Genomic DNA, 24,224 nt, shown 5'->3' on the forward strand with positions numbered 1-24,224 from the left:
TTCCTCAGCCCTGCACGAGCCGCGAGCGCTGCGTGCCGAGCCCGTCGATCCCGATCTCGAGCAGGTCGCCGTCTGCCAGGTACGGGAACCGCCCCGACATCGCAACGCCCTGGGGCGTGCCGGTGAGCAGCAGGTCGCCCGGCTCCAGCGTCAGGTACTGCGACAGGTGCCGCACGAGGTGCGCGACCCCGAACACCATGTCGGCCGTGGAGGAGTCCTGGCGCGGCTCGCCGCCCACCCGCGACCAGAGGTGCAGGGCCTGCGGGTCGATCTCGTCGGCGGGCACCAGGTCGGGTCCGACCGGGCAGAACGTCGGCGCGTTCTTGCCCTTCGACCACTGGCCGCCCGACTCGTCGCGCTGCCAGGTGCGCTCCGACACGTCGTCGCCGACCACGAACCCGGCCACGTGGGCGAGCGGATCGGCGTCGTCGGCGAGGCGGGACGCGCGCGTGCCGATGACGACGCCGAGCTCCACCTCCCAGTCGACCGTCGTCGCGCCCCGGGGGATGACGACGTCGTCGAACGGCCCGATCACCGTGTTCGGGTGCTTGAAGAACAGGATCGGCCACTCCGGCGGCGGGCTGCCCGACTCGGCGGCGTGCGCCGCGTAGTTCTGGCCGATGCAGAGCACGGCGGAGGGCCGCGCGATCGGCGCGCCGACGCGCATCCGGTGGGCGCCGTCGAGCAGCGGCAGGTCGGAGGCGGCCGCGCGGGCCCGGGCGACGCCGTCCGCGGCGAGGAATGCGCCGTCGATGTCGGCGGTCAGCGGACGCAGGTCGCGGATGCCGTCGCCGGCGTCGATCGCGGGGATCTCGGCGCCGACCGGCCCGAGCCGGCGGAGGGCGGTCACGCGGCGGCTCCGACGCCCGCGACGTGGGGCAGCACCTCGGTGCCGAGCACCTCGACGAGGTCGAGGTCGGCGGCCCTGTCGGTCTGCAGGTACACCCGGTCCGCGCCGAGCTCGCCGAGCCGCGCGATGCGGTCGAGCGCCTCCTGCGGGCCGCCCGCGATGTTGTGCTGCCGGTAGTCGTCCGGGTCCACGCCTCGGTCCTCCGCTCTGCGGCGGTAGTCCGCCTCGTCCGTGCCGACGATCGTCGGCAGCGCCACCGAGTACTTGAGGTCCTCGGGATCCCGTCCGGCCGCCTCGCAGGCACGACGCACGACGGCGAACTTCTCGGCGGCGACCGGCTCCGGAACGAAGCCGATGTTGTACTCGGCGGCGAAGCGCGCCGCGAGCTCGGGCGTGCGCTTCGCGCCGCCGCCGCCCACGATGACCGGCACCGGCGACTGCACGGGCTTCGGCAGGGCCGGGGCGTCGATCAGCGTCCAGTGCTCGCCGGAGAACGAGAAGGTCTCGCCGAGCGGGGTCGACCAGAGGCCGGTGATGATGGCGAGCTGCTCCTCGAACGGGCCGAAGCGCGCAGCGGGGAACGGGATGCCGTAGGCCCGGTGCTCGGCCTCGAACCAGCCGGTGCCGAGCCCGAGCTCGGCGCGGCCGCCCGACATGGCGTCGACCTGGGCGACCGAGATCGCGAGCATCGACGGGTGCCGGAAGGTCGCGGCGGACACCATCGTGCCGAGGCGGATGCGCGAGGTCTCGCGCGCGATCCCGGCGAGCGTGATCCACGAGTCGGTCGGGCCGGGCAGCCCGTCCCCGTGCTGCGCGAGCACGTGGTCGCTGCGGAAGAACGCGTCGAAGCCGAGGCGCTCCGCGGTCTGCGCGCAGGCGAGCTGCTCGTCGTAGGTCGAGCCCTCCTGGGGCTCGACGAAGATCCTGAGGTCCATCAGTGCTCCTTCCGGGCGAACAGCCCGATGAGGGTGTCGAGGTGCGCGGCCATGTCGACGTCGCCGTCGAGCAGCCACTGGGTCTGGAGTCCGTCCGCCGCGGCGACGAGCAGCCGCGCCAGCTGGGCGGGGTCGTGCTCGGACGGGATGCTGCCCGCCGCCTGCCGGGCGCGGATCGCGTCGACGTAGCGCTCGACCACGACCGGATAGCGCTCGGCGAGGAAGTCGCGGCCGGGTGAGCCCGGCTGCTCGGTCGCACCCGTGCCGGACAGGGCCGAGTAGAGGGCCACGAGCCCCGGCACCTCGGCGTTGTGGTGCACGACGCCGACGAGCTGGTCGAGCGGGTCGTCGCCGATCGGCGCGGCCTTGTCGATCTCGTCGCGGCGCTCCAGCACGGCCGTGAAGAGCGCGTCGCGCGAGCCGAAGTGGTGCAGCAGGCCGGGCTTCGACATCCCGACCTCGTCGGCGACCAGCTGCAGCGTCGCGCCCGACCAGCCGGACTCGGAGATGATGCGGAGCGCGGCGGAGAGGATCTCGTCGCGGCGGCTCGCGGTCTTGGCGTACGGTCCGCGGGCGGGCATGGGATCGAGCCTATGCCCCGGTCCCCGGGGGTCTCCCGGCCGCGTCCGTCGTGGTGGTGCGGATCCGGTAGAGCCCCGCCGAGGCCGTGATGTAGAGGTCGCGTCCGTCCTCGCCGCCGAAGCAGAGGTTCGCGACGGTCTCCGGCACCTCGATGCGGTGCAGCTCCCGGCCCTCCGGGTCGAGCACGCGGACGCCGGGCCCGGCCGACACCCAGAGCCGGCCCTCGACGTCGACCCGGAAGCCGTCGACGATGCCGTCGAGCTCGACGAGGAGGCGGCGCGGGCCGCAGCGTCCGTCCGCCACGTCGACGACCTCGATGCGCCCGACCCACACATCGTCGCGGTACGCCGCCGTGTCGGCGATGTAGAGCAGCGACTCGTCGGGGCTGAAGGCGAGCCCGTTCGGATGCGCCATGCCGAGCACGACCGCCGCGAGCTCGCCGGTCGCCTCGTCGTAGCGGAAGACGTGGCAGCCGCCGTACTCCTCCTCGCCGGGATGGCCCTCCGTGCCCTCCGGCTGGATGCCGTAGGGCGGGTCGGTGAACCAGACGGCGCCGTCTGAGGAGACGACCACGTCGTTGGGGGAGTTGAGCCGGTGCCCCTCGAAGGCGTCGACGATCGAGGTGATGGTGCCGTCGGCATCCACCCGCTCCACGCGGCGGCGGCCGTGCGAGCACTGCACGATCCGCCCCTGGAGGTCGAGCGTGCGGCCGTTCGCGAACTCGGCGTGCGCGTCGACCACCTCGTCGCGGCCGGTCGCCGGGTCGTACTCGCGCACCCGGTCACCGGGGATGTCGCTCCAGCGCACCCTCCCGTCGCGGGTGTACACGGGGCCCTCCGCCCACTCGTCCCCCGTCGCCAGGAGCTCGAGGCGCGCGTCGTCATCGACCGGCGTCGTCATCCCGCCAGCCTTCCACAGCGGCGAGGGGCGGGCTGTCGGACACCTGACGGTCACCAGCGGTTCACCCGAGGGTCCTCGCCGGGTCTCACTGCGCGCCTAGCGTCGCTCGACAACACGGTCGTGGAAGGGGGAGCGCGTGTCCGTCATCGCCGTCATCCCGGCCCGCGGGGGCTCCAAGGGCGTCCCCGGGAAGAACCTCCGCCCCGTCGGCGGCGTGCCCCTCGTCGTGCGCGCCGTGCTCGCCGCCCTGGCCGTGCCCGCGATCGATCGTGTCGTCGTCTCGACCGACGACAGCGCCATCGCCCGCGCCGCCGCCGGCGCCGGAGCGGAGATCGTGGAGCGCCCGGCCGAGATCGCCGGCGACACGGCCACCTCCGAGTCCGCGCTGGTCCACGCGCTCGACGCGATCGACGCCGGCCGGGAGGCCGGCGACGTGCTGGTCTTCCTGCAGGCGACCTCGCCGTTCATCGACACCGTCGCGCTCGACGCCGCCGTCGATCGCGTGCTGAACGGGCCGGAGGACGTCGTCTTCTCCGCCACGGAGTCGCACCTCTTCCTCTGGCGCTCGACGGTGGAGGGCGCCGAGGGCGTCAACCACGACAAGTCGTTCCGCCCGCGCCGCCAGGACCGCGAGGCCGAGTACGCCGAGACCGGGGCCTTCTACGTGATGCGCGCCGAGGGCTTCCGCGCCGCGGGGCACCGCTTCTTCGGCCGCGTCGGCGTGGCCGTCGTCGACCCGCGAGGCGCGCTCGAGATCGACACGGTCGAGGAGCTGCAGATCGCCACCGCGATCGCCGAGCTGCTCGAGGACCGTCCGGAGCGCACGGCGGGGGAGCCGGAGGAGGGCTTCGCCGGTATCGACGCCGACGCCTTCGTCACCGACTTCGGCGGCGTGCAGACCGACGACCGCGTCATCGTCGCCGACCACGGCGACGAGTACGTGCTCGCGAACCGCGCCGACGGCGCGGGCGTGCGCATGCTCAGCGAGGCGGGCGTGCCGCTGCTCATCCTCTCGAGCGAGGTGCACCGCGTCTCCGCGGCGCGCGTCCGCAGCCTCCCGGTCGACCTCGTGCACGGCAGCGACGACAAGGCCGCCGCCCTGCAGTGGTGGGCCGAGGAGCACGGCGTGCCGCTCGAGCGCGTCGCCTACCTCGGCTGCAGCGACGACGACCTGCCGTGCCTCGCCCTCGTCGGCTGGCCCGTCAGCACCGCCGACGCCGGACCCGCCGTGCGCGCCGCCGCCCGCATCGTGCTCACCAGCCCCGCCGGACACGGCGCCGTGCGCGAGCTCGCGGAGCGCCTGCTCCGCTCGCGCCCGGTCGCACCGGCCGACCATCACCACACCCACAAGGAGGAGCGTCATGACCGTGCACATCGGCTCGCAGCCCATCGGTGACGACCAGCCCGTCTACGTCATCGCCGAGATCGGCCTCAACCACAACGGCGATGTCGACATCGCCAAGCGCCTGATCGACGTCGCCGCCGAGGCGGGGGCCCAGGCCGTGAAGTTCCAGAAGCGCACCCCGGAGATCTCGACGCCGGAGCACATGAAGGCCACCCCGCGCGACACCCCGTGGGGCACCATGACCTACCTCGAGTACCGCTACCGCGTCGAGTTCTCGCGCGAGCAGTACATCGAGATCGGCGACCACGCCACGATGCGCGGCCTGCACTGGTTCGCGTCGCCGTGGGACGAGCCCTCGGTCGACTTCCTCGAGGACCTCAACGTGGTCGCGCACAAGGTCGCCTCCGCGTCGGTGACCGATCTCGGGATGCTGCGCCGCCTGCGCGCGACCCGCAAGCCGATCATCCTCTCGACCGGCATGTCGACGCTCGACCAGATCGATGCCGCCGTCGACGCGCTCGGCACGGAGAACCTGGTGATCCTGCACGCGACCTCGACGTACCCCCTCCCGCCGGAGGAGGCCAACCTCCGCATGATCACCACGCTGAAGGAGCGCTACGCGGGCGTGCCGGTCGGCTACTCGGGCCACGAGCGCGGCCTGCAGATCTCGCTCGCCGCGGTCGCCCTCGGCGCCACGGTGGTGGAGCGCCACATCACCCTCGACCGCACCATGTGGGGCTCCGACCACGCCGCCTCGCTCGAGCCGCAGGGCCTCGAGCACCTCGTGCGCGACATCCGCGTCATCGGCGAGGCCTTGGGCGACGGCGTGAAGCGGGTGTTCCCTGGCGAGGAGGCGCCGCTCGCGAAGCTGCGCCGCGTGGGCGCGTGACCCCTCCTCCCGTCGACCCGGCGGAGCGGGGCGCGACCCCGCACCGCCGGATCCTCGCGATCGGGGACTCGGACTCCTACGTCAAGTGGGGTGCCTTCCTGATCGACGCGATGCCGGACGACTGGCAGCGCGACGTGGTCGTGCTCGACACGCTGTGGCGTCCGAGCGCCGATCAGCTGACGGCCGCGGTCGCCGGCACGCGCTGGCACGGCACGCCGCCGACGGTGGTGTCGCTCGAGCAGCTCGCCGAGCGCGTGGCCGCCGAGCCGCCGGACGCCGTGCTGTTCGCGATGCGCGGGCCGGCCGTGAAGGTGGCCCTGCGCCAGGTCCTCGACGCCGTGCCCGGGCCGCGGCCGATCCTGCTCTCCGGGATGCCGGGCATCTCGATCCCCGCCACCCGCCGCGCGATCGCGTATCGCAGCCAGGTCGACCTGCTCGTCGTGCACTCGCGCCGCGAGCTCCGCGAGTTCGCCGCCCTGGCGGAGAAGATGGGCGTGCCCCAGCACTTCGGGCTGGCCGGGCTGCCGTTCGTGCGCGAGCTCGGCTCCGAGGCGGTCTCCGACCCGGACGGCCCGGTGATCTTCGCCACGCAGGCGAAGGTGCCTGCGGTGCGGAGCGAGCGGATGCACCTGCTCGGCGCGCTCGCGGACGCCGCCCGCGCGCGTCCGGACCGCCAGGTCGTCATCAAGGTGCGGGCCCAGGCGGGCGAGACGCAGACGCACCTCGAGCGGCACGAGTACGCCGAGCTGCTCGGCGAGCTCGATCCGCCGGCGCCGCCGAACCTCGTGGTGCTCGCCGGGCCGATGTCGGAGCACCTCCGCGGTGCGGCCGGGCTCGTGACCGTCAGCTCGACGGCGGCGCTCGAGGCGCTCGGCGTCGGCGTCCCCGTGCTCTGCATCGACGACTTCGGCGTGCGCGACGGGCTCATCAACACGGTCTTCCTCGGCTCGGGCGTGCTCGCGCCGAGCGACGAGCTCGTGGCCGGGCGCTTCCGGCTGCCCGAGCCCGGCTGGCTCGACGACAACTACTTCCACCCGCGCGCCGACGACGACTGGGTCCGGCGCGTCGAGACGATGATCGCGGCGCGGGACGCGGGGGAGCTGCCGCTGCGCGCGCAGCTCGCCGGCACCGCGGGTGGGCGGCTTCGCGTGGCGTGGGACCGCAAGCAGGCGCTCGGCGACCTCGACACGTCGCTCGCGGGGCGGATCGCGCTGCTCGTCGGCACGCCGGCGGCCCGGGCGCTCCGCCTGGCGCGCAAGGTGCGCCGGCTGCTGCGCCGGCGCGGCGTCGCGGTGGGCGTGGCGGCCTCCGAGGACGCGGACGAGGACGAGCAGTCCCGCGACCGCACCCCGCTGCCCTCCCGGTAGCGCGTCGGACCGCCGCGCCCGCTCAGAACAGCGGGTGGCCCTCGCCGACGTGCAGGATGCCGGGCAGCGCGACCGGCTTGCGGAGCAGGCTCGCGGGCCGGTAGCGGCGCGCGGTGATGACGCTCTCGGCGGCGCCGCGCTCGGTGTACTCGGCGAGCACGGCGTCGATCCGCTTGCCCATGCTCGTCACGTAGCCGTCCCAGATGAGCACGGCGCGGTCGAGGTCCTCGGAGGCGCGGAGGAAGAAGCGCGCGGCGCCGGCGCTCTGGCCGGTGCGCTCGGTCGTGAACTCGTGCAGCTCGCGGACGCCGTCGCGCTCGGTGATCACGAATGCGGGCATGCCGCTCTTCGCGGCGAGCACCCGCTCGACGCCCCGCTCGAGTGCGTGCTCGGCGAGTCCGGTGGCGGAGACGGAGGCGGAGAGCATGCGGCAACGCTACGGATCGCGGCGGCGCCCGGATCAGTCCCAGAAGGGGTCGCCCCCGCGCGGGGGAGACCCGCCCTGACGACCCGCGGCGACCGGGTGCGCGGCGCCCGGACCCCGCGAAACACCCCCGCAACACGGCCCGAACTAGGCTCGCGACATGGGCGACCTGTTCGAGGGCTACGGCGCGGTGCCGTCGCGGCGTCGCGGCGCCCCGCCGTTCGACGAGATGTTCGCCGACCCCGCCTCCGCCCGCGCTCCGTACCGCGACATCCACGAGGCGCTGTCCCGGATGACGCAGGAGGAGCTGCGCGGACGCACCGACGCGCTCGCCGACTCCTACCTCGCCCAGGGCGTCACGTTCGACTTCGCCGGCGAGGAGCGGCCGTTCCCGCTCGACGCCGTGCCGCGCGTGATCGACGCGGCCGACTGGGCCGTCGTCGAGTCCGGCGTGAAGCAGCGCGTCCGCGCGCTCGAGGCGTTCCTCTCCGACGTCTACGGTGCGCAGCACGCGGTGCGCGACGGCATCATCCCGGCCCGGCTGATCTCCAGCTCGACGCACTTCCACCGCCAGGCGGCGGGCATCGTCAGCGGCAACGGCGTGCGCATCCAGGTCTCCGGCATCGACCTCATCCGCGACGAGCAGGGCGTCTGGCGCGTGCTCGAGGACAACGTGCGCGTGCCGTCCGGCGTCAGCTACGTGATCTCGAACCGCCGCGTGATGGCCCAGACGCTGCCGGAGCTGTTCGTCTCGATGCGCGTGCGCCCGGTCGGCGACTACCCGCAGAAGCTGCTGCAGGCCCTGCGCGCCTCGGCTCCGCGCGGCGTCGAGGACCCGACCGTCGTGGTGCTGACGCCGGGCGTCTACAACTCCGCGTACTTCGAGCACACGCTGCTCGCCCGACTCATGGGCGTCGAGCTCGTGGAGGGCCGCGACCTGTTCTGCTCCGGCGGCCGCGTGTTCATGCGCACCACCGCGGGCCCGACTCGCGTCGACGTGATCTACCGCCGCGTCGACGACGAGTTCCTCGATCCGCTGCAGTTCCGCGCCGACTCCATGCTCGGCTCGCCGGGCCTCATGCTCGCCGCGCGCCTCGGCAACGTGACGATCGCGAACGCGGTCGGCAACGGCGTCGCGGACGACAAGCTCGTCTACACGTACATGCCCGACCTCATCCGCTACTACCTCGGCGAGGAGGCGCTGCTGCCCAACGTGCAGACCTGGCGCCTCGAGGAGCCGGGTGCGCTCGAGGAGGTGCTCGACCGCCTCGACGAGCTGGTCGTGAAGCCGGTCGACGGCTCCGGCGGCAAGGGGCTCGTCGTCGGACCGGACGCGTCCCGCGCGCAGCTCGACGAGCTCGCCACGCGCCTCCGCGAGGACCCGCGCGGCTGGATCGCCCAGCCGGTCGTGCAGCTGTCGACCATCCCGACGCTCGTGGAGGACGGGATGCGCCCGCGCCACGCGGACCTCCGCCCGTTCGCGGTGAACGACGGATCCGACGTGTGGGTGCTGCCGGGCGGCCTGACCCGGGTCGCGCTGCCCGAGGGCCAGCTCGTCGTGAACAGCTCGCAGGGCGGCGGCTCGAAGGACACCTGGGTCGTCGGATCGGATGCGGCCTGGACGACGCCGGAGCACGACGTGCAGTCGCTCGTCGCCGACCAGGCCGCGATCACGACGTCGATCCCGATCATCGGCGGGGAGCATCTGCAGGACCACAATCCGGCGGATGCCCCGAAGCGCGACCAGCAGCAGCAGCAGCAGCAGGCGCGCACCGCCGGTGACGGGACCGGGGGCGCGCCGTGCTGAGCCGCATCGCCGAGAGCCTGTTCTGGATCGGCCGCTACGTCGAGCGGGCCGACGGCACCGCGCGCATCCTCGACGTGCACCTGCAGCTGCTGCTCGAGGACCCGTGGATCGAGGAGGACATCGCCTGCCGCTCGCTCCTCGGCGTGATGGGCACCGAGGTCGCGGATGACCGGCCGCTGAGCCGCACGGACGTGCTCGCGCTCCTCGCCGTCGACCGCAACCAGCCGGCGTCGATCGCCTACTCGCTCAACGCCGCCCGCGAGAACGCCCGCCGCGCGCGAGAGGTCGTCTCCACCGAGCTGTGGGAGGTGCTCAACACCACCCGCGCCCGCATGCCGCGCCGCGTCGCCGGTGACAAGGTGCACGAGTTCTTCGGCTGGGTGCGCGAGCGCAGCGCCCTCGCGGTCGGCATCGTCGAGGCGAGCACGAGCCGCGACGAGGCTTGGAGCTTCTTCACCCTCGGCCGGTCCCTGGAGCGCGCCGACATGACCGCCCGGCTGCTGGCGACGCGCTCGCTGACGGAGGCGTCCGGTCCGTCGTGGACGACGATCCTCCGCTCGGTCGGCGCCTACGAGGCCTACCTCCGCACCTACCGCGGCGTGCCGAGCGCCCGCAACGCCGCCGAGTTCCTGCTGCTCGACCGCCTGTTCCCGCGCAGCATCCTGTTCGCGGTGAGTCGGGCCGAGCAGTGCCTGCGCGAGATCGAGCCGCGCACCGGCCGGGTCGGCACGAGCGACCAGTCGCAGCTCATCCTCGGCCGGATCCGCAGCGAGATCGAGTTCCGCCCGGTGGCCGACATCATCGACGACCTGCCGCATCACATGGACACCGTGCAGTCGGCCACCAGCGCGGCGAGCGAGGCGATCCGGCAGCGGTATTTCCCGACCGGCGCCGCGCCGAGCTGGGTGGGGGAGAACACGTGAACCGCCTGCGCATCCGCCACGAGACCGGCTTCCGCTACGAGGGCGAGGCGACGGCGTCGTACAACGAGGCCCGGATGCTGCCGCAGAACGCGCCCGGCCAGCTGGTGCTGCACTCGAGCCTCGAGATCACGCCCGTCTCGAACACGCACGGGTACGTCGACTACTGGGGCACCCGCGTCTCGACGTTCGAGGTGCTGACGCCGCATCCGGAGCTGTCGCTCGCGGCGACGAGCCTCGTCGAGGTGCGGCCGCGGCCGCATTCCGGACACGGCATGGACTGGGACGCGCTCGCCCGGCACGTCGAGACGGCCACCGAGTACGTCGAGCAGCTCGGCGCGGCGCCGCGCACCGCGCCGCCCGACGAGGTCGCCGAGCTCGCCCGCGGCATCGCGGGATCGGCCGGCGACCCGTGCGCCGCGGCCCTCGCGATCGCCACCGAGATCGGCGAGCGGATCGAGTACATGCCCGGCGTGACCGGTGTCGGCACGACGGCCGCCGAGGCCTGGGACCACCGCAAGGGCGTCTGCCAGGACATCGCGCACCTGACCATCGGCGCCCTCCGCGCCGTCGGCATCCCGGCACGCTACGTCAGCGGCTACCTGCACCCGGTGCCGGACGCGGAGGTCGGCCAGACCGTGGCCGGCGAGTCGCACGCCTGGGTGGAGTGGTTCTGCGGGACGTGGCGCGGCTTCGACCCCACCAACCTGCTGGAGATCGGCGACCGCCACGTGTCGGTCGGCCGCGGCCGCGACTACTCCGACGTGCCGCCGCTGCGCGGCGTGTACGCCGGTCCGTCCTCGTCGGCGCTGTTCGTGAAGGTCGACATCACGCGCGAGGCCTGACGGTGTCGCTCACCACGCCGGGATCGCCGGAGTGGGAGCCGGCGCCGCCCGGCTCGCCGCGGTACCTCCGCTCCGAGCGCACGGCGGTCATCGGCATGGGCGACGAGGTCTTCGTCCGCGCCGCCGACGACGTGCTGCACTGGCGCGTGAAGACCCGGAGCGGCTTCGCGGTCGACGATCGCGAGCCGGTGGAGGCCGGCGTCGAGGTGCGGATCGCCGTCCCGGTGCTCTGGCTGCGGATCGTCGAGCCGGTCCGCGTCGTCGAGGTCGTGGCGGACCCGGATCGCGCCGGGTTCGCCTATCGCACGCTGCCGGGGCATCCGGTGTCCGGCGAGGAGGCGTTCATCGTGCACCGCCGCGGCGACGAGGTGCTCCTCACGATCCGCTCGCTGACGCTGCCCGCGGCGAGCGGCGTGTGGCGTCCGCTCTTCCCGCTGCTCCTGCTCGCGCAGTCGGTGGTGCGCCGCCGCTACCTGCGGGCGCTGCTCGAATCCGACGGCTGATCAGGCACCTCAGGGCTCTGGATCCCGATGGCTGAGTAGGCCCGCCAGGGCCGTATCGAAGCCCAGTCGCATCTCAGCTCCGCGCCGACTCCGCCTCCACCACGGCGAGCTCGGTCGTCGCGAGCTCGCGCTCGGCCGCCGAGTCGAGCATGAAGGGCCAGATCGCGCGGCGGGTGTGCAGCTGCATCCCGCGCTCGCGGATGAACCAGATCGCGGCGAGCCCGGCCGCGATGATGCCGCCGCTCGCCCCGACCACGAGGCCCCAGCGCGGTCCCCAGGTGTCGGCGACCCAGCCGACCAGCGGCGCGCCGATCGGGGTGCCGCCCATGAGGATCGCCATGTAGAGCGACATGACGCGGCCACGGAGGGCCGGCGGGGTCGTCGTCTGCACGTAGGCGTTCGCGTTGTTGAGCATCGTGATCGAGCAGATGCCGATGAACGGCAGCACGAGCCCGAAGGTCAGGTAGGTCGGCATCGCGGCGGCGGCGAGCAGCGAGAGCGCGAAGCCCGCGGAGGCGAGCACCACGTTCCGCAGCCGCGGACGCTCGCGGCGGGCGGCGATCACGGCGCCCACCACCGACCCGATCGCGAGCGCCGATGAGAGGATGCCGAACTCGCCCGCCCCCTGATGGAACACGACGCTCGCCATCGTCGACGCGAACAGCGGGAAGTTCATGCCCAGCGTGCCCATGAGGAAGACCATGACGAACAGGATCTTCAGGTCGCTGCGGGAGCGGACGTAGCTGAACCCCTCCCGGATGCCGCCCTTCCGCTTGGCCGCGCGCGGCAGGGGCGTCAGCTCGTCGTCGCGGAACATGCTCAGCGCGACGAGCGTCGCGGCGAACGTGCACGCGTTGAGCAGGAAGACCCAGCCGGCGCCGACGGCGGCGGTGAGCAGGCCCGCGACGGCCGGGCCGATCAGCCGCGCGGTGTTGAACGACATCGCGTTGAGGCCGACGGCGTTGGAGAGGTACTCCTTCGGCACCAGCGAGCCGACGAAGGTCTGGCGCGCGGGCGCGTCGAAGGCGGTCGCGATGCCGAGCAGCAGCGCGAAGCCCCACACCATCCAGAGCTGCACGACGCCGGTGACGGTGAGCAGCCCGAGGGTGAGGCCGAGGCCGGCCTGCACGAGCTGCGTGATCTTGAGCAGCGTGCGGCGGTCCATGACGTCGGCGACCCAGCCGGTGATCGGCACGAGCAGCAGCTGCGGCCCGAACTGCAGGGCCATGGTCACGCCGAGCGCGGTGGCGTCGTTGTGGGTGAGCTGGGTGAGGACGATCCAGTCCTGGGCCGTGCGCTGCATCCAGGTGCCGATGTTCGACACCGTCGCGCCGGCGAACCAGACGCGGTAGTTGAACAGCCCGAGCGAGCGGAACGCGCTGCTCACGAGTCGGCGAGGCGGCGCAGGACGGGAGTCACCCCCTCGAGCAGGCGTCGCTCGTCTGTGCTGAGCTCGGAGAGCCGCCGGGTGAACCAGGCGGAGCGCAGTCGGCGGGTCTCGGCGATGAGATCCGTGCCGGCGGGGGTGAGGCTGACGACGACCTTGCGGGCGTCGTCCGGGTCGGGGGAGCGGCTGACCCAGCCGGACTCCTCGAGTCCGTTGAGCGTGCGGTTCATCGACGGCGGGGTCACGCCGTCGTGCTCGGCCAGCCGGCCGGGAGCGGAGTCGCCGTGCTTCTCGAGGTGGAACAGCACCGACAGCTGCGCGTCGGTGACCCCCGTGCCCGCGCGATTGGCGCGGATGCGCCGGGCGAGGCGCTGCACGAGGATGCGCAGCTCGTCCGGGTCCGTTTCATTCACCATTGCTAATTAGTCTAGCTCATTAGCCGAGCTAAGTGTCGGGTCGAGCAAGCCGATCGCCGGCGGAGCGCCCCCGCCCTAGGATGACCGCGAGGGGGCACCATGCCGCGGTTCATCGTCGAGCGCGACGAGCGCACGTTCGTCGACGCCGAGGGCGTCGTCATCCACTTCCACGTCTGGACGGGCGTCGCGCCGAAGGCGATCATCGTGCTGGCGCACGGGGTCGGCGAGTACGCGGCGCGCTACGAGACGTTCGCCCAGGATCTCGTCAACGCCGGCTACGCCGTGTGGGCGATCGACCAGCGCGGCCACGGGCAGACCGGCCTCGAGCAGCACCGCGGCGACACCCGCCGGCTCGGGCGGCTCGGGCCGGGCGGCATCCGCGCGGTCGTCGCCGACCTCATCCAGCTGGTGGACCTCGTCAAGGCGGAGAATCCGGATGTGCCGGTCGCCGTGCTCGGGCACTCCTGGGGCTCGCTCATCGTGCAGCTCGCGCTCGACGGCGCGCTGCCGCCCGTCGATGCGGTCGTGCTCAGCGGCACGGCGTTCCGCACCATGCGGCACATGAACGGCGGCGACCTGGCGAAGCGGCACCGCGGCCGCGGCGGCACCGGCGTCGAGTGGCTGAGCCGCGATCCCGAGGTCGGGCGCCGCTTCCTCGACGACCCGCTGACCTTCGACGCGAAGGTGCGCAAGCTGTTCGGCATCCGCGAGGCGCTGCGACTGCTCGGCAAGCCGGAGCGGATGGAGCGCGACGTGCCGCTGCTCATCCAGATCGGCAGCGACGACACGCTCGGCGGCCCGGAGTCGATCCGGCTGCTCGCCGAGGCCTACCGCGCCGCCGGGCTCACCGACGTGACCGAGCGGGTCTACGAGGGCGCGCGGCACGAGGTCTACAACGAGACCAATCGCGACGAGGTCATCGCCGACCTGGTGACCTGGCTCGACGCGCACCTCAAGTACGTGCCCCCGCGCCGCCGGCGCTGAGCCGGTTCCGGACGGCCGAGCCCGTCGAGGCCCCAGCCCGGCGGAGCCCCCGGCGCCGGATCTAGGCTGGCTGCGTGCACGGTGAGTTCAAGGTCCCGGGGGGCAAGCTCGTCGTCGTCGACCTGGATGTGGTCGACGGCAGGATCGCGGAGTTCCGGCTCGCCGGCGACTTCTTCCTCGAGCCGGACGAGGCGCTCGCCGCCATCGACGGCGCAGTGAACGGGCTGCCGGCCGACTCCGACGCGCGCCACCTCGCCGCGGTCGTCCAGGCGGCGCTGCCGGAGGGCTCGCTGCTGCTCGGGTTCTCGCCGGAGTCGGTCGCGACCGCCATCCGCCGCGCGATCACGACCTCCACCGACTGGAGCGACTACGAGTGGGAGCTCGTGCACCCGGGTCCGCTCTCCGCTCACATGCACCTCGCGCTCGACGAGGTGCTGACCGAGGAGGTCGGCCAGGGCCGACGCAAGCCGACCCTCCGCATCTGGGAGTGGGCGGAGCGCACGGTCGTCATCGGCAGCTTCCAGTCCGTCCGCAACGAGGTGGATGCCGAGCAGGCCGACGCGGAGGGCTTCCGGGTCGTCCGGCGCATCTCCGGCGGCGGGGCGATGTTCATCGAGCCCGGCTCGGCCGTCACCTACTCGCTCTACGTGCCCGGCGATCTCGTGGCCGGGATGACGTTCGCCGACAGCTACGCGTTCCTCGACGACTGGACGATCAAGGCGCTGCAGTCCCTCGGCATCGACGCGACCTACCAGCCGCTCAACGACATCACCTCGCCGGCGGGCAAGATCGGCGGCGCCGCGCAGAAGCGGCTCGGCGGCGGGGGCGTGCTGCACCACGTGACCATGTCGTACGACATGGACGGCGAGAAGATGGCGCGGGTGCTGCGCATCGGCCGCGAGAAGCTCAGCGACAAGGGCACCAAGTCGGCGGCCAAGCGGGTCGACCCCCTCCGGAGCCAGACGGGCCTGCCGCGCGAGGAGGTCATCCAGCGGATGATCGAGACGTTCCGCTCGCTGCACGGCCTCACCGAGGGCGAGCTCACGCCCGCGGAGCTGGCCGCGGCGGAGGCGCTGGTGCGGGAGAAGTTCGCCACCGACGAGTGGCTCTACCGGGTGCCGTAGGGGTCCGGGTTCACCCTGAACCTGGCGGGTCTCATCCGTTCGGCGGATCCGGATCACGGTGCGACGTGCCTACCATCCCCGCATGGACTGGATCGTCGCCGGCATCGTGGTGGTCGCGCTGATCCCGCTCGGCGTGCTCGCGCAGCGGCACGGTCTGATCGATCTCAGCGGCGGCAGCGTGCGTCGCGGCGGCGGCGTCTCGCTCGGCGCGGTCGACGAGGTGTTCGCGCCGACCCGCCACGAGGCCCTCCAGGAGCTCGAGCGGCAGACCGAGCTGGTGGCTCCCGCACCGGTGCCCGGCGACCGCGGCGCCGATCGTGACGGCGTGTACCGAGGCAGCGTCCGCATCGACCTGCACTAGGCGTCGCCGCGCCGCGCGCCGCCGGCGTCGCGCCGCCCGCCCGCGGCCCAGGCGTCGCCGTCAGAACGTGATGCCCGGGCGCAGCTCCTCCGGGCCGCGCTCGAGCAGGTCCTGGTACTCCAGATGCTCCGACACGAAGTGCGCGATGAACGGGCACTGCGCGATGACGCGGTCCTCCGACCCGACCCGCACGGCGTCGAGCGCCCCGGACGCGAGGCGCGATCCGAGTCCGCGCTCCTGCTGCGACTCGTCGATCTCGGTGTGGGTGAACACGATCGCGCCGCGCTCGCGGCGGTACGCGGCGAACCCGATGTCGTCGCCGTCCTTCCGCAGTGCGAACCGGTCCGACTCGGGCAGGTCGACGACGTTGTACTCCGGCTCGGCGCTCATGCGGCTCACGCTACGCCGGACCCGCCCGCGTCTGTTCCGCGCCCGTCTGTGCGTTCGGCAGGTGTTCAGACGGGCGCGGAACGCACCGATGGGCGCGGAACGCCGGCCGATCGCCGCGGGCCGGGTGCGCCGCGTGCGCCCGGGTGCGCCGGGTGGGATCCGTACACTGACGGGCGTGGCGAATCCGCAGGCTCCGCGTCGGCGACGTGATCCCCGGGCGGTGCGCCGCGGCAGGATCCTGCTCGGCGTGCTCGCGGTCGTGATCGTCGCGGCGATCGTCGCCGTCATCGTCGGACTCCAGCCGCGCACCGCGCCGACGGCGGGCGGCTCGACGACCCCGTCCACCTCGTCGTCTCCGAGCTCCAGCTCGAGCCAGAGCGCGACGCCGGACCCGTCTCCGAGCGCCACGGCGGGGGGCTTCGACAGGTCGGCGTTCTCCATCGACGACCCGACGAGCGACTGGGTCGTGGTGAACAAGCTGCGCCCGCTCGACCCGAAGGAGTACGTGCCGCCGCTGCAGACCATCAAGGTCGGCGCGGCCGGCGGCGCGCTGAAGCTGCGTCCGGAGGCGGCGACCGCCGTCGACCAGCTGGCCGCGCAGTTCCGTGCCGACACCGGGCAGGGGCTGAACTCGCAGAGCGACTACCGCCCGTACACGTCGCAAGTGCGCGTCTACAACCAGTCCGTCGCCTCGCGCGGGCAGGCCGCCGCCGACAAGATCACCGCCCGCCCCGGCTACAGCGAGCATCAGACCGCGCTCGCCATCGACTTCGTCGGCACGACCGGCGGATGCGGGCTCGCCGCCTGCTTCGCGACCACGACCGCGGGCACCTGGCTCGCGCAGAACGCGTACAAGTGGGGGTTCATCCTCCGCTACCCCGACGGCAAGCAGTCGGTGACGGGCTACGACTTCGAGCCCTGGCACTATCGCTACGTCGGCGTGGATCTCGCCACCGAGATGCACGACACCGGCGTCACCACGCTCGAGGAGTTCTTCGGGCTGCCCGCTGCTCCGGACTACGCGAAGTGAGGACCCGACCATGACCTGCTCCCGCTGCGGCCAGGCGCTCGTGCCCGGCGACCGGTTCTGCCCGCACTGCGGCCTCCCGGTCCCGTCCGCCGAGGCCCCGCCGACCGGCCAGCAGCCGACCCAGCTGCAGCCGACGAGCTCGTACCCTGCGGCCGGCGGGCCGCCCCCGCCGCCCGAGGACGCGCCGCCGCTGCTGCAGCAGCCGGGCGTGTGGCCGCTGAGCCAGGCGACCGGGCCGCAGCCCGAGCCGCCGTTCGGCGCGACGGGGCCGCACGCCGCGACCGGGCCGTACACCGAGACCGGGCCCTACGGAGGAGCTCCGACGCCGCCGTTCTCGTCGACCGGACAGCAGCCCTTCACCTCGCTCATCAGCGGCGGTCAGCAGGGTCCGCCGCCGCCCCCGGCCGGACGCCAGGGTCCGCCGCCCCCGCCGCGCCGCACGCGCTCGCGGCTGCCGCTCGTGCTCGGCATCATCGCGCTGGTCCTCGTGCTCGCGGCCGGCGGCGGTGTGACCGCCTACCTGCTCTCGCAGCCGACCGACACGACCGCCCAGGACCAGCCGTCGGATGACCCGAGCGACGATCCGAGCGGGAAGCCCTCCGCCTCCGCGACGCCGTCGACCACTCCGTCGCCGAAGCCGAGCGCCGACACGACGCCGTACGCGTTCGCGAGCAAGTCGGGCAACATCCGCTGCGAGATGACGCCCGGCAGCGTGATCTGCAACCAGAAGAACATCAAGTACTCGCCCCCGCCGCAGAACCAGGCGGCGTCCGGCGTGACCGTCGGGCTGAGCACGCGCGATCGCGTGATCTGGCCGTCGAGCGACCCGTCGTTCGCCGGCGCCACGACGGTCGAGTACGACACCCCGGTGCAGCACTACACGTGGGAGTGCACCATCAGCCTCAGCACCGGGATCTTCTGCACGAGCACCACGGACTCCGCGCTCGGCTTCACGATGGAGTACACCGCCGGCGTGGAGACCACCACCTAGCCGCGATCGGACAGAGAGCCGGCCGGGTTCACCCGAGCGCGGCGTCGACGATCCGCTTCGCCTCCGCCTGCACCTCGGCGAGGTGGTCGGGGCCGCGGAACGACTCGGCGTAGATCTTGTAGACGTCCTCGGTGCCCGACGGGCGGGCCGCGAACCAGGCGTGCTCGGTGACGACCTTCACGCCGCCGACCGCGGCGCCGTTGCCCGGCGCCTCCGAGAGCCGCTGCGTGATCGGGTCGCCGGCGAGCGTGTCGGCCGTGATGTCCTTGCCGCTGAGCCTGCCGAGCCGCGCCTTCTGCTCCTTCGAGGCGGCCGCGTCGACGCGCGCGTAGGCCGGGGCGCCGAACTCCTCGGTCAGCTCGGCGTAGAGCTGCGACGGGCTCTTGCCGGTCACCGCGGTGATCTCGCTCGCGAGCAGGGCGAGCAGGATGCCGTCCTTGTCGGTCGTCCAGGCCTGGCCGTCCGTCTCGAGGAACGAGGCGCCGGCGCTCTCCTCGCCGCCGAACCCGACGGAGCCGTCGATGAGCCCCGGCACGAACCACTTGAAGCCGACCGGCACCTCCCAGAGCCGGCGGCCGAGCGAGGCCGCGACCCGGTCGATCATCGAGCTCGACACGAGCGTCTTGCCGATCGCGGCATCGGCGCGCCAGCCGGGCCGGTGCGCGTAGAGGTACTGGATGGCCACCGCGAGGTAGTGGTTCGGGTTCATCAGCCCGGCATCCGGGGTGACGATGCCGTGGCGGTCGGCGTCCGCGTCGTTGCCGGTCAGCACGGCGTAGTCCGCGCGGTGCTGCAGCACGGAGGCCATCGCCGACGGCGACGACGGGTCCATGCGGATCTTGCCGTCCCAGTCCAGGGTCATGAAGCCCCACCGCGGGTCGACCAGCGGGTTCACGACGGAGAGGTCGAGTCCGAAGTGCTCGCGGATGAGCTTCCAGTAGCCGACGGACGCGCCGCCGAGCGGGTCGGCGCCGATGCGGATGCCGGACCGGCGGATCGCCTCGACGTCGATCGCGTTCGCCAGGTCGGCGACGTACTCGCCGCGGAAGTCGTAGCCCTCGACGGCGCTCGGCTCCTGCATCCGCACGTCGCGGTTGCCGTCGGCGAGCAGCTCGTTCGCGCGTCCGGCGATCCAGCCGGTGGCATCCGAGTCGGCGGGGCCGCCGTGCGGCGGGTTGTACTTGAAGCCGCCGTCGCGGGGCGGGTTGTGGCTCGGCGTGATCACGATGCCGTCCGCCTGCGGCTGACCCGGCTTCAGCGCCCGGTTGTAGCGGATGATCGCGCGGCTCAGCGACGGCGTCGGCACGTAGTCGTCGTACGCGTCGGTCAGGGCTTCGACGCCGTTCGCCTCGAGCACCTCGAGCGCGGTCGTCTCGGCCGGGCGGGAGAGCCCGTGGGTGTCGCGGCCGATGAACAGCGGACCGGTCGTGCCCTGGGCGGTGCGGTACTCGACGATGGCCTGCGTGATCGCGGCGATGTGCGCCTCGTTGAACGCCGTGTCGAGGCTGGAGCCGCGGTGGCCGCTCGTGCCGAACACCACCTTCTGCGCCGGATCGGCGACGTCGGGCGTCAGCGCGTAGTACGCGTCGACGAGCTCCCGCACGTCGACGAGATCGGATTCCTGTGCCGGCTGTCCCGCTCGATCGCTCACGGGCACAGTCTGGCACCGGGGGCACGGCGGGTCACCAGGTGGTGGGCTGATGCCTAGACTCCGAGACAGGAAGAAGGAGGAAGCGGTGGCGGACCCGACGCGCATCGCGGCCGGCTGGTATCCCGACCCGTCCGGCCTGCCCCAGCTCCGATGGTGGGACGGTCGCATCTGGACCCGGCACACCTCGGACGCGACCCCGCCGAGCGTGCCCGCGGTGCAGGCGGAACGGGAGCCGGACACGGCCGACACGGCGCCGACCCCGATGGTCGGCGGTGCGCGGTTCTCAGGCCAGGGCGCCGATCCGGTGTCCGACGCCGCCGCCGCGCGCGCTCAGCCTGAGCGACCTGCAGCGCCCCGCCCGCTCGACGCCGTGTTCGATGCCGCGTTCGCGCCGGAGCCCACGGCCGCCGCCGCGCCCGCAGCACCGGTTGCGCCCGCGCCCGCCGCACCTGCGCCGACCGCACCCGCGGCCCCGGATGCGTCCGTCGCGACAGGCCGCCTCCACCTCGCGTTCGACGAGGTCTTCGGCCGTCGGGACGGGCCCGCGGGCACCCGTTAGGCTCGCCCCATGTCCGCGGACGCCGCCACCGCCTACAGCTATCTGGGCCCGGTCGGCACCTTCACCTGGGCGGCCCTGAACCAGGTGCCGGCGGCGCAGGGCGCCGAGTGGCGCAGCGTCAACAACGTCGGCGAGGCGCTCGACGACGTGATCGCCGGCCGCAGCGTCGGCGCCGTGATCGCGATCGAGAACAGCGTGGAGGGCGGCGTCAGCGCGACGCAGGATGCGCTCGCGAGCCTCCCCGGCCTCCGCATCACGGGGGAGTACCTCGTGCCGGTCGACTTCATCCTGGTGGCGCGTCCGGGCACGGCGCTCGCGGATGTCCGTACCGTAGCCGCGCATCCGGTCGCGTACGCGCAGACGCACCTCTGGCTCGACCGCGAGCTGCCGGACCACGCGCACCTGCCGGCCACGTCGAACGTCGCGGCACCGCGCTTCCTGCTCGACTCGGAGCTGGCGGATGCCGCGATCGCCCCGCCCGGCATCACCGACCACCTGCCGCTCGTCGAGCTCGCCGCCCGCATCGGCGACAACCCGAGCGCGGTGACCCGGTTCGTGCTCGTCGAGCGCGCGCACCGCATCCCCGCGCGCACCGGCGCCGACAAGACGAGCATCATCGCCGAGCTGCCGACCGACGAGGCCGGATCGCTGCTGAGCATGCTCGAGCAGTTCGCCACCCGCGGCGTGAACATGAGCCTGCTCGAGTCGCGGCCGATCGGCGACGAGCTCGGGCGCTACCGCTTCGTGATCGACCTGGACGGCCACCTCGAGGACGAGCGGGTCGCCGACGCCCTGCTCGGCCTGCGCCGGTTCAGCCCGCGCGTGACCTTCCTCGGCTCGTATCCGCGAGCGGACGGGCACGTGCCCTCCGTCAGCCCGCGCTACACGGACGAGGCGTTCGTCGAGGCCCGCGACTGGCTGCGCGGGCTGCTCAGCGGCGAGCCGGAGTCGTAGAGCGACCGTGAGCCCCGCCTCCGACGACGACGTCGACCGCCGCTTCGACCCGCGGTTCCAGCGCGGCTACGACCCCTCGCGGCACGGAGCGGACGGGTCGGCCGGGCGCGGAGGCGCGCGCGGGGGCCGGGCTGCGGCCGGGCCTGGGCGCGGGTCGCCGCTGCCGAATGAAGGAGATGCACCACCGACGACCTCGTCCGGGCCGGGACCCGCGGCGGAACCGCCGGATCTCCTTCATTCGGAGGGTGCCCCCGCCACGACGCCGGCACCGGCAGCTTCACCGGAGCACCCCGTCCGTCGCGGCGTCTCCGTCCCGGGCGTCGTGCTGCTCGTCGTCGCGGCCGTGCTGCTCGCCGCGTCGCTCTCGATCGTGCGCATCCTGTCGGTGGCGGTGACCGCCGGGGATGCGCTGCTCTCGCGGCCGGACCGCTTCCCGTCGATCCTGCTGCAGTCCGCGCCGACGCCGATGGCCGTCGCGGGCTGCGTCGCCGCGGTGGTCGGCATCGCCCTGCTGCTGTACGCGCCGCCGCAGCGCGCCGTCGACGACGAGCGCGCGGATGACTGAGCGCCCCGCGCTCCGCCTGCCCGACCCGGCGACGCTCCGCACGCTCGTCGGGCTGCTGATCGCCGCGGCGGTGTGCGTGATCGCCTGGCTGTCGGTCGAGCAGCAGGCCGCGGAGCTCGACCGGGCCGCGAACGAGGTGCTCGCGACCTCGAGCGGCGCGAACGACTCCGTCACGAACGCCCGGCTGGGGCAGGTGTTCCGCCAGCTCGAGCTGCTCGGACCCGTCCGCTCGGGGCTCGGCGCCGGCTCGCTGCTCGCCGTCGTCGCGGCCGTGGCGATCGGCGCCGCCGTGATCGCCGGCGCCCGCGGGGTGCGGCTCGCCCGGCCGGTCCCGGGTGCGAGCGCGATCATGTGGGTGCTCGGCATCCTGCTCGGGCTCGGCAGCGTCGCCGGCTCGATCGCCTACGCGCTGCACCTGCGCACCCTCGACGACGGCTACACGGTCGACATCGGTCTCGGCCCCGCCGTGATGGCGGGCTTCCTCGCGAGCGGGATGCTCGTCGCCGGGACCGTCGCCGTCGCGGCGGCGCTCCTCGTGCCCGCGATCCGGCGCCCGGACCGCCCTCGGGCGACCGGAACCGGGACCGGAGCCGGAACCGGCACCGGAACCGGGACCGACACCGGCACGCCGCGCTGGATCGCCCGCGTCGTCGTCGCGGTCGTGCTCGGTCTCGTGCTCGCCGCCGTCGCCGCCGCGTCGCCGGTGCTCATCTCCTCGAACGCGCTCGGCCTCTGGCTGCAGTCGTCGGCGGCACGCACGCCGGCGACGGACGTCGCCGTGCGGGTGATCGAGTCCACCCTCCGGATCCTCGATGACGGCCCCGCGATCGCCGCCGGCGTGCTGCTGATCGCCGCGCTGACCGCGGGACTGCTCGCGCCGAGCCGGCGGCGGACGCGCGCGTGAGCAGCGGCCCCGTGCCGCGGCGCGTCGTCGCCGCCGACCTGCCCGACCTCCGCGCGTTCCTCGCCGAGGTCGACCTCACGCTGAGCGGCCTCGACGAGCCGGCCGTGCGGCTGTGGATCGAGCGCGACGAGCACGGCGACGTCGTCGCGACCACCGGCTACGAGCTCGGGACGGATGGCGCGCACGCCCTGATCCGCAGTGTCGCCGTCCGGTCGTCCGCCCGATCCGCCGGCCGCGGCGCCGGGCTCGCGCGCTTCGCCCTCGACCGGGCGGCGGATGAGGGCGCGCGCACCGCGTGGCTGTTCAGCCGGCGGTCGGGGCCCTTCTGGCGGCGGCTCGGCTTCGAGCCGGCGGACCGCGACGAGCTCGCGCGAGTACTGGCGGACGCGCACCAGGTGCGCCTGTTCCGCGAGACGGGGCAGCTCGACCGGGAGGTCGCCTGGTCGCGGCCGATCGGGAGCGCGTCGTCCCCGGACGACCCGCTCGACACCCGCCCGCCCGGACCCTAGGCCGCGACCTCCGCGTCCGGCTTGTCGGTGGACAGCCGGTGCCCGGCGGGGATGCGCACCGCGAGCGCGAGCGGATCGACCGTCGTGCGGAACGCGACGACCTCGCCGAACACGTCGCCGTCGAGCTCGAACTCGTCCGGCTTCTCGATGCGCACGGTGAACTGCCGCCCCTTCAGGTAGCGGAGGGTGCGCACCTCCTTGGTCAGCGACATGATCTTGCGGCCGACCGAGCTGCGGCGCAGCACGCCGTTCTCCCACACGATCTTGATCCAGATCTGCACCCAGCCGATGAAGCCCTCGGGCCGCAGCGCGACGATGTCGAACTCGCCGTCGTCGACCGCCGCCTCCGGCAGCAGCAGCAGGTTGCCGGGCAGCGAGCCGCAGTTGCCGACGAGCAGGGTGTGCACGCGCATGGTCTGCGGGGGCTCGTCGTCGAGCTCGAAGCGCACGCGGAGGCGGTTGCGGTCGCGGAGGGAGCGGATGATCGCATCCACGTAGGCGAGCCAACCGGCGCGCTTCTTCAGCTCGGGGTCGGTGTTGACGACCATCTGGGCGTCGATGCCGATGCCGGCCATGACGAGGAACGCGTGCTCCTCGCGGGTGCCGTCCTCGCGCTCGAGCCGCGCGATGCCGAGGTCGATCTTGCGGTCGTCGCCCGTGAAGGCGGTCTCGATCGAGTTCTCGAGATCGTTGAGGGTGAGGTCGAGGTTGCGCGCCAGCAGGTTGCCGGTGCCGGAGGGCAGCAGCGCGAGGGCGGTGTCCGAGTCGCGCAGCGCCTCAGCGACCGCGCGCACGGTGCCGTCGCCGCCGGCCGCGACCACCACCTCCACGCCTGCGCCGACGGCCGAGGCGGTCTGGCCGCCGCCGGGATCCTCCTCCGAGGTCTCGAGCCACATCGACTCGGAGAACCCGTGCCGCTGCTCGGCGGCGTCGACGGCGGCGCGGAGGCGGTCGATGTCGACCTTGATCGGGTTGTAGACGATGGCGGCGCGACGGGGGGAGGGGCTCCCAGGCGGGGTCATACCCTCAAGG

At 73.4% G+C, this 24,224-nt stretch carries 27 protein-coding genes; 17 read left to right on the top strand and 10 right to left on the bottom strand.

Features of this window, described 5'->3' with window-relative positions; translation table 11 throughout:
• Positions 1 to 4: 4 nt before the first annotated feature.
• From AC1RSJ_RS01160 to AC1RSJ_RS01175, 4 genes are read right to left on the bottom strand one after another with little or no spacing between them, the layout of a single operon-like run.
• Positions 5 to 850 (bottom strand): fumarylacetoacetate hydrolase family protein, encoded by an 846-nt coding sequence (locus tag AC1RSJ_RS01160; RefSeq protein ID WP_493116480.1) that lies wholly within the window; start codon positions 848 to 850, stop codon positions 5 to 7.
• Positions 847 to 1,785 carry an LLM class F420-dependent oxidoreductase gene (locus AC1RSJ_RS01165; protein WP_493116481.1) on the bottom strand — a complete coding sequence of 313 codons (939 nt, stop codon included), beginning with the start codon at positions 1,783 to 1,785 and terminating at the stop codon, positions 847 to 849. Before AC1RSJ_RS01165 ends, AC1RSJ_RS01160 begins: the two co-directional genes overlap by 4 nt.
• Positions 1,785 to 2,366, bottom strand: a complete 582-nt coding sequence (locus AC1RSJ_RS01170) for a TetR/AcrR family transcriptional regulator (protein WP_493116482.1) — start codon at positions 2,364 to 2,366, stop codon at positions 1,785 to 1,787. Before AC1RSJ_RS01170 ends, AC1RSJ_RS01165 begins: the two co-directional genes overlap by 1 nt.
• Before the next feature lie 10 nt (positions 2,367 to 2,376).
• Positions 2,377 to 3,267, bottom strand: a complete 891-nt coding sequence (locus AC1RSJ_RS01175) for an SMP-30/gluconolactonase/LRE family protein (RefSeq protein ID WP_493116483.1) — start codon at positions 3,265 to 3,267, stop codon at positions 2,377 to 2,379.
• 136 nt (positions 3,268 to 3,403) lie between these two features.
• Between AC1RSJ_RS01175 and AC1RSJ_RS01180 the strand changes: the two genes are divergently transcribed.
• The 3 genes from AC1RSJ_RS01180 to AC1RSJ_RS01190 are packed head-to-tail and all read left to right on the top strand — an operon-like array spanning position 3,404 to position 6,868.
• On the top strand, positions 3,404 to 4,663 hold the full coding sequence (locus AC1RSJ_RS01180) for a cytidylyltransferase domain-containing protein (RefSeq protein WP_493116484.1): 1,260 nt from the start codon (positions 3,404 to 3,406) through the stop codon (positions 4,661 to 4,663).
• The gene (locus AC1RSJ_RS01185) at positions 4,629 to 5,501 is read left to right on the top strand and encodes an N-acetylneuraminate synthase family protein (RefSeq protein WP_493116485.1); all 873 of its coding nucleotides are present in this window, start codon (positions 4,629 to 4,631) and stop codon (positions 5,499 to 5,501) included. Before AC1RSJ_RS01180 ends, AC1RSJ_RS01185 begins: the two co-directional genes overlap by 35 nt.
• Positions 5,498 to 6,868, top strand: a complete 1,371-nt coding sequence (locus AC1RSJ_RS01190) for a DUF6716 putative glycosyltransferase (RefSeq protein ID WP_493116486.1) — start codon at positions 5,498 to 5,500, stop codon at positions 6,866 to 6,868. The genes AC1RSJ_RS01185 and AC1RSJ_RS01190 overlap by 4 nt, the downstream gene beginning before the upstream one ends.
• A gap of 22 nt (positions 6,869 to 6,890) precedes the next feature.
• Here the strand turns inward: AC1RSJ_RS01190 and AC1RSJ_RS01195 are convergent, their stop codons facing one another.
• Positions 6,891 to 7,295, bottom strand: coding sequence for a hypothetical protein (locus AC1RSJ_RS01195; RefSeq protein ID WP_493116487.1), 405 nt, complete (start codon positions 7,293 to 7,295; stop codon positions 6,891 to 6,893).
• A gap of 157 nt (positions 7,296 to 7,452) precedes the next feature.
• Here AC1RSJ_RS01195 and AC1RSJ_RS01200 point away from each other — a divergent pair, with 157 nt between their 5' ends.
• From AC1RSJ_RS01200 to AC1RSJ_RS01215, 4 genes are read left to right on the top strand one after another with little or no spacing between them, the layout of a single operon-like run.
• Positions 7,453 to 9,099 (top strand): circularly permuted type 2 ATP-grasp protein, encoded by a 1,647-nt coding sequence (locus AC1RSJ_RS01200; RefSeq protein ID WP_493116488.1) that lies wholly within the window; start codon positions 7,453 to 7,455, stop codon positions 9,097 to 9,099.
• On the top strand, positions 9,093 to 10,022 hold the full coding sequence (locus tag AC1RSJ_RS01205) for an alpha-E domain-containing protein (RefSeq protein WP_493116489.1): 930 nt from the start codon (positions 9,093 to 9,095) through the stop codon (positions 10,020 to 10,022). The genes AC1RSJ_RS01200 and AC1RSJ_RS01205 overlap by 7 nt, the downstream gene beginning before the upstream one ends.
• Positions 10,019 to 10,864 (top strand): transglutaminase family protein, encoded by an 846-nt coding sequence (locus AC1RSJ_RS01210; protein ID WP_493116490.1) that lies wholly within the window; start codon positions 10,019 to 10,021, stop codon positions 10,862 to 10,864. Before AC1RSJ_RS01205 ends, AC1RSJ_RS01210 begins: the two co-directional genes overlap by 4 nt.
• 2 nt (positions 10,865 to 10,866) lie before the next feature.
• A complete protein-coding gene (locus AC1RSJ_RS01215) occupies positions 10,867 to 11,367 on the top strand; it encodes a DUF1990 domain-containing protein (RefSeq protein ID WP_493116491.1) in 501 nt (166 codons plus the stop codon).
• Positions 11,368 to 11,440: 73 nt separating this feature from the next.
• On the opposite strand, the gene AC1RSJ_RS01220 is transcribed toward AC1RSJ_RS01215, so the two are convergent.
• The gene (locus AC1RSJ_RS01220) at positions 11,441 to 12,754 is read right to left on the bottom strand and encodes an MFS transporter (RefSeq protein ID WP_493116492.1); all 1,314 of its coding nucleotides are present in this window, start codon (positions 12,752 to 12,754) and stop codon (positions 11,441 to 11,443) included.
• A complete protein-coding gene (locus AC1RSJ_RS01225) occupies positions 12,751 to 13,170 on the bottom strand; it encodes a MarR family winged helix-turn-helix transcriptional regulator (RefSeq protein ID WP_493116493.1) in 420 nt (139 codons plus the stop codon). The genes AC1RSJ_RS01220 and AC1RSJ_RS01225 overlap by 4 nt, the downstream gene beginning before the upstream one ends.
• Before the next feature lie 99 nt (positions 13,171 to 13,269).
• On the opposite strand from AC1RSJ_RS01225, the gene AC1RSJ_RS01230 reads away from it, so the two are divergent.
• The 3 genes from AC1RSJ_RS01230 to AC1RSJ_RS01240 all read left to right on the top strand — a co-directional run bounded on the left by AC1RSJ_RS01230 (position 13,270) and on the right by AC1RSJ_RS01240 (position 15,639).
• Positions 13,270 to 14,154, top strand: a complete 885-nt coding sequence (locus tag AC1RSJ_RS01230) for an alpha/beta fold hydrolase (protein WP_493116494.1) — start codon at positions 13,270 to 13,272, stop codon at positions 14,152 to 14,154.
• A 74-nt stretch (positions 14,155 to 14,228) separates the two neighbouring features.
• Positions 14,229 to 15,278 carry a lipoate-protein ligase LplAB gene (gene lplAB / locus AC1RSJ_RS01235; RefSeq protein ID WP_493116495.1) on the top strand — a complete coding sequence of 350 codons (1,050 nt, stop codon included), beginning with the start codon at positions 14,229 to 14,231 and terminating at the stop codon, positions 15,276 to 15,278.
• An 82-nt stretch (positions 15,279 to 15,360) separates the two neighbouring features.
• Complete coding sequence (locus tag AC1RSJ_RS01240) at positions 15,361 to 15,639, top strand: hypothetical protein (RefSeq protein ID WP_493116496.1); 279 nt, start codon at positions 15,361 to 15,363, stop codon at positions 15,637 to 15,639.
• A gap of 60 nt (positions 15,640 to 15,699) precedes the next feature.
• Here AC1RSJ_RS01240 and AC1RSJ_RS01245 read toward each other — a convergent pair whose 3' ends face one another.
• Positions 15,700 to 16,029: a GNAT family N-acetyltransferase gene (locus AC1RSJ_RS01245; RefSeq protein WP_493116497.1), complete on the bottom strand. Its 330-nt coding sequence runs from the start codon at positions 16,027 to 16,029 to the stop codon at positions 15,700 to 15,702.
• 220 nt (positions 16,030 to 16,249) lie between these two features.
• On the opposite strand from AC1RSJ_RS01245, the gene AC1RSJ_RS01250 reads away from it, so the two are divergent.
• Both AC1RSJ_RS01250 and AC1RSJ_RS01255 read left to right on the top strand, forming a co-directional pair.
• Entirely contained in the window at positions 16,250 to 17,059 is an 810-nt protein-coding gene (locus tag AC1RSJ_RS01250) for a M15 family metallopeptidase (protein ID WP_493116498.1), read from the top strand.
• Positions 17,060 to 17,069: 10 nt separating this feature from the next.
• Positions 17,070 to 18,050 carry a zinc ribbon domain-containing protein gene (locus AC1RSJ_RS01255; RefSeq protein ID WP_493116499.1) on the top strand — a complete coding sequence of 327 codons (981 nt, stop codon included), beginning with the start codon at positions 17,070 to 17,072 and terminating at the stop codon, positions 18,048 to 18,050.
• A 28-nt stretch (positions 18,051 to 18,078) separates the two neighbouring features.
• Here the strand turns inward: AC1RSJ_RS01255 and pgm are convergent, their stop codons facing one another.
• Entirely contained in the window at positions 18,079 to 19,701 is a 1,623-nt protein-coding gene (gene pgm / locus AC1RSJ_RS01260; protein ID WP_493116500.1) for a phosphoglucomutase (alpha-D-glucose-1,6-bisphosphate-dependent), read from the bottom strand.
• Between the two features lie 85 nt (positions 19,702 to 19,786).
• On the opposite strand from pgm, the gene AC1RSJ_RS01265 reads away from it, so the two are divergent.
• The 5 genes from AC1RSJ_RS01265 (at position 19,787) to AC1RSJ_RS01285 (ending at position 23,192) form a co-directional block, all read left to right on the top strand.
• Positions 19,787 to 20,260 carry a DUF2510 domain-containing protein gene (locus tag AC1RSJ_RS01265; protein WP_493116501.1) on the top strand — a complete coding sequence of 158 codons (474 nt, stop codon included), beginning with the start codon at positions 19,787 to 19,789 and terminating at the stop codon, positions 20,258 to 20,260.
• Positions 20,261 to 20,269: 9 nt separating this feature from the next.
• Positions 20,270 to 21,214 carry a prephenate dehydratase gene (gene pheA / locus AC1RSJ_RS01270; RefSeq protein WP_493116502.1) on the top strand — a complete coding sequence of 315 codons (945 nt, stop codon included), beginning with the start codon at positions 20,270 to 20,272 and terminating at the stop codon, positions 21,212 to 21,214.
• A 322-nt stretch (positions 21,215 to 21,536) separates the two neighbouring features.
• Positions 21,537 to 21,779, top strand: coding sequence for a hypothetical protein (locus AC1RSJ_RS01275; protein WP_493116503.1), 243 nt, complete (start codon positions 21,537 to 21,539; stop codon positions 21,777 to 21,779).
• Positions 21,772 to 22,683 carry a hypothetical protein gene (locus AC1RSJ_RS01280; protein ID WP_493116504.1) on the top strand — a complete coding sequence of 304 codons (912 nt, stop codon included), beginning with the start codon at positions 21,772 to 21,774 and terminating at the stop codon, positions 22,681 to 22,683. The genes AC1RSJ_RS01275 and AC1RSJ_RS01280 overlap by 8 nt, the downstream gene beginning before the upstream one ends.
• The gene (locus AC1RSJ_RS01285) at positions 22,680 to 23,192 is read left to right on the top strand and encodes a GNAT family N-acetyltransferase (RefSeq protein WP_493116505.1); all 513 of its coding nucleotides are present in this window, start codon (positions 22,680 to 22,682) and stop codon (positions 23,190 to 23,192) included. The genes AC1RSJ_RS01280 and AC1RSJ_RS01285 overlap by 4 nt, the downstream gene beginning before the upstream one ends.
• Here the strand turns inward: AC1RSJ_RS01285 and AC1RSJ_RS01290 are convergent.
• Positions 23,189 to 24,214 carry a diacylglycerol/lipid kinase family protein gene (locus tag AC1RSJ_RS01290; protein ID WP_493116506.1) on the bottom strand — a complete coding sequence of 342 codons (1,026 nt, stop codon included), beginning with the start codon at positions 24,212 to 24,214 and terminating at the stop codon, positions 23,189 to 23,191. The two genes, AC1RSJ_RS01285 and AC1RSJ_RS01290, sit on opposite strands and share 4 nt — an antisense overlap.
• Between the last annotated feature and the right edge of the window lie 10 nt (positions 24,215 to 24,224).

The organism is Schumannella sp. GW821-FHT10F01 (assembly GCF_058809295.1).

Excerpts from the sequence above, each read along its gene's own strand:
- AC1RSJ_RS01245 (WP_493116497.1), bottom strand. The coding sequence starts at position 16,029 with ATGAGCGCCGAGCCGGAGTACAACGTCGTCGACCTGCCCGAGTCGGAC.
- AC1RSJ_RS01165 (WP_493116481.1), bottom strand. The coding sequence starts at position 1,785 with ATGGACCTCAGGATCTTCGTCGAGCCCCAGGAGGGCTCGACCTACGAC.
- AC1RSJ_RS01280 (WP_493116504.1), top strand. The coding sequence starts at position 21,772 with ATGACTGAGCGCCCCGCGCTCCGCCTGCCCGACCCGGCGACGCTCCGC.
- AC1RSJ_RS01175 (WP_493116483.1), bottom strand. The coding sequence starts at position 3,267 with ATGACGACGCCGGTCGATGACGACGCGCGCCTCGAGCTCCTGGCGACG.
- AC1RSJ_RS01170 (WP_493116482.1), bottom strand. The coding sequence starts at position 2,366 with ATGCCCGCCCGCGGACCGTACGCCAAGACCGCGAGCCGCCGCGACGAG.
- pheA (WP_493116502.1), top strand. The coding sequence starts at position 20,270 with ATGTCCGCGGACGCCGCCACCGCCTACAGCTATCTGGGCCCGGTCGGC.
- AC1RSJ_RS01185 (WP_493116485.1), top strand. The coding sequence starts at position 4,629 with ATGACCGTGCACATCGGCTCGCAGCCCATCGGTGACGACCAGCCCGTC.
- AC1RSJ_RS01240 (WP_493116496.1), top strand. The coding sequence starts at position 15,361 with ATGGACTGGATCGTCGCCGGCATCGTGGTGGTCGCGCTGATCCCGCTC.
- AC1RSJ_RS01290 (WP_493116506.1), bottom strand. The coding sequence starts at position 24,214 with ATGACCCCGCCTGGGAGCCCCTCCCCCCGTCGCGCCGCCATCGTCTAC.
- AC1RSJ_RS01230 (WP_493116494.1), top strand. The coding sequence starts at position 13,270 with ATGCCGCGGTTCATCGTCGAGCGCGACGAGCGCACGTTCGTCGACGCC.
- AC1RSJ_RS01200 (WP_493116488.1), top strand. The coding sequence starts at position 7,453 with ATGGGCGACCTGTTCGAGGGCTACGGCGCGGTGCCGTCGCGGCGTCGC.
- AC1RSJ_RS01225 (WP_493116493.1), bottom strand. The coding sequence starts at position 13,170 with ATGGTGAATGAAACGGACCCGGACGAGCTGCGCATCCTCGTGCAGCGC.
- AC1RSJ_RS01255 (WP_493116499.1), top strand. The coding sequence starts at position 17,070 with ATGACCTGCTCCCGCTGCGGCCAGGCGCTCGTGCCCGGCGACCGGTTC.
- AC1RSJ_RS01195 (WP_493116487.1), bottom strand. The coding sequence starts at position 7,295 with ATGCTCTCCGCCTCCGTCTCCGCCACCGGACTCGCCGAGCACGCACTC.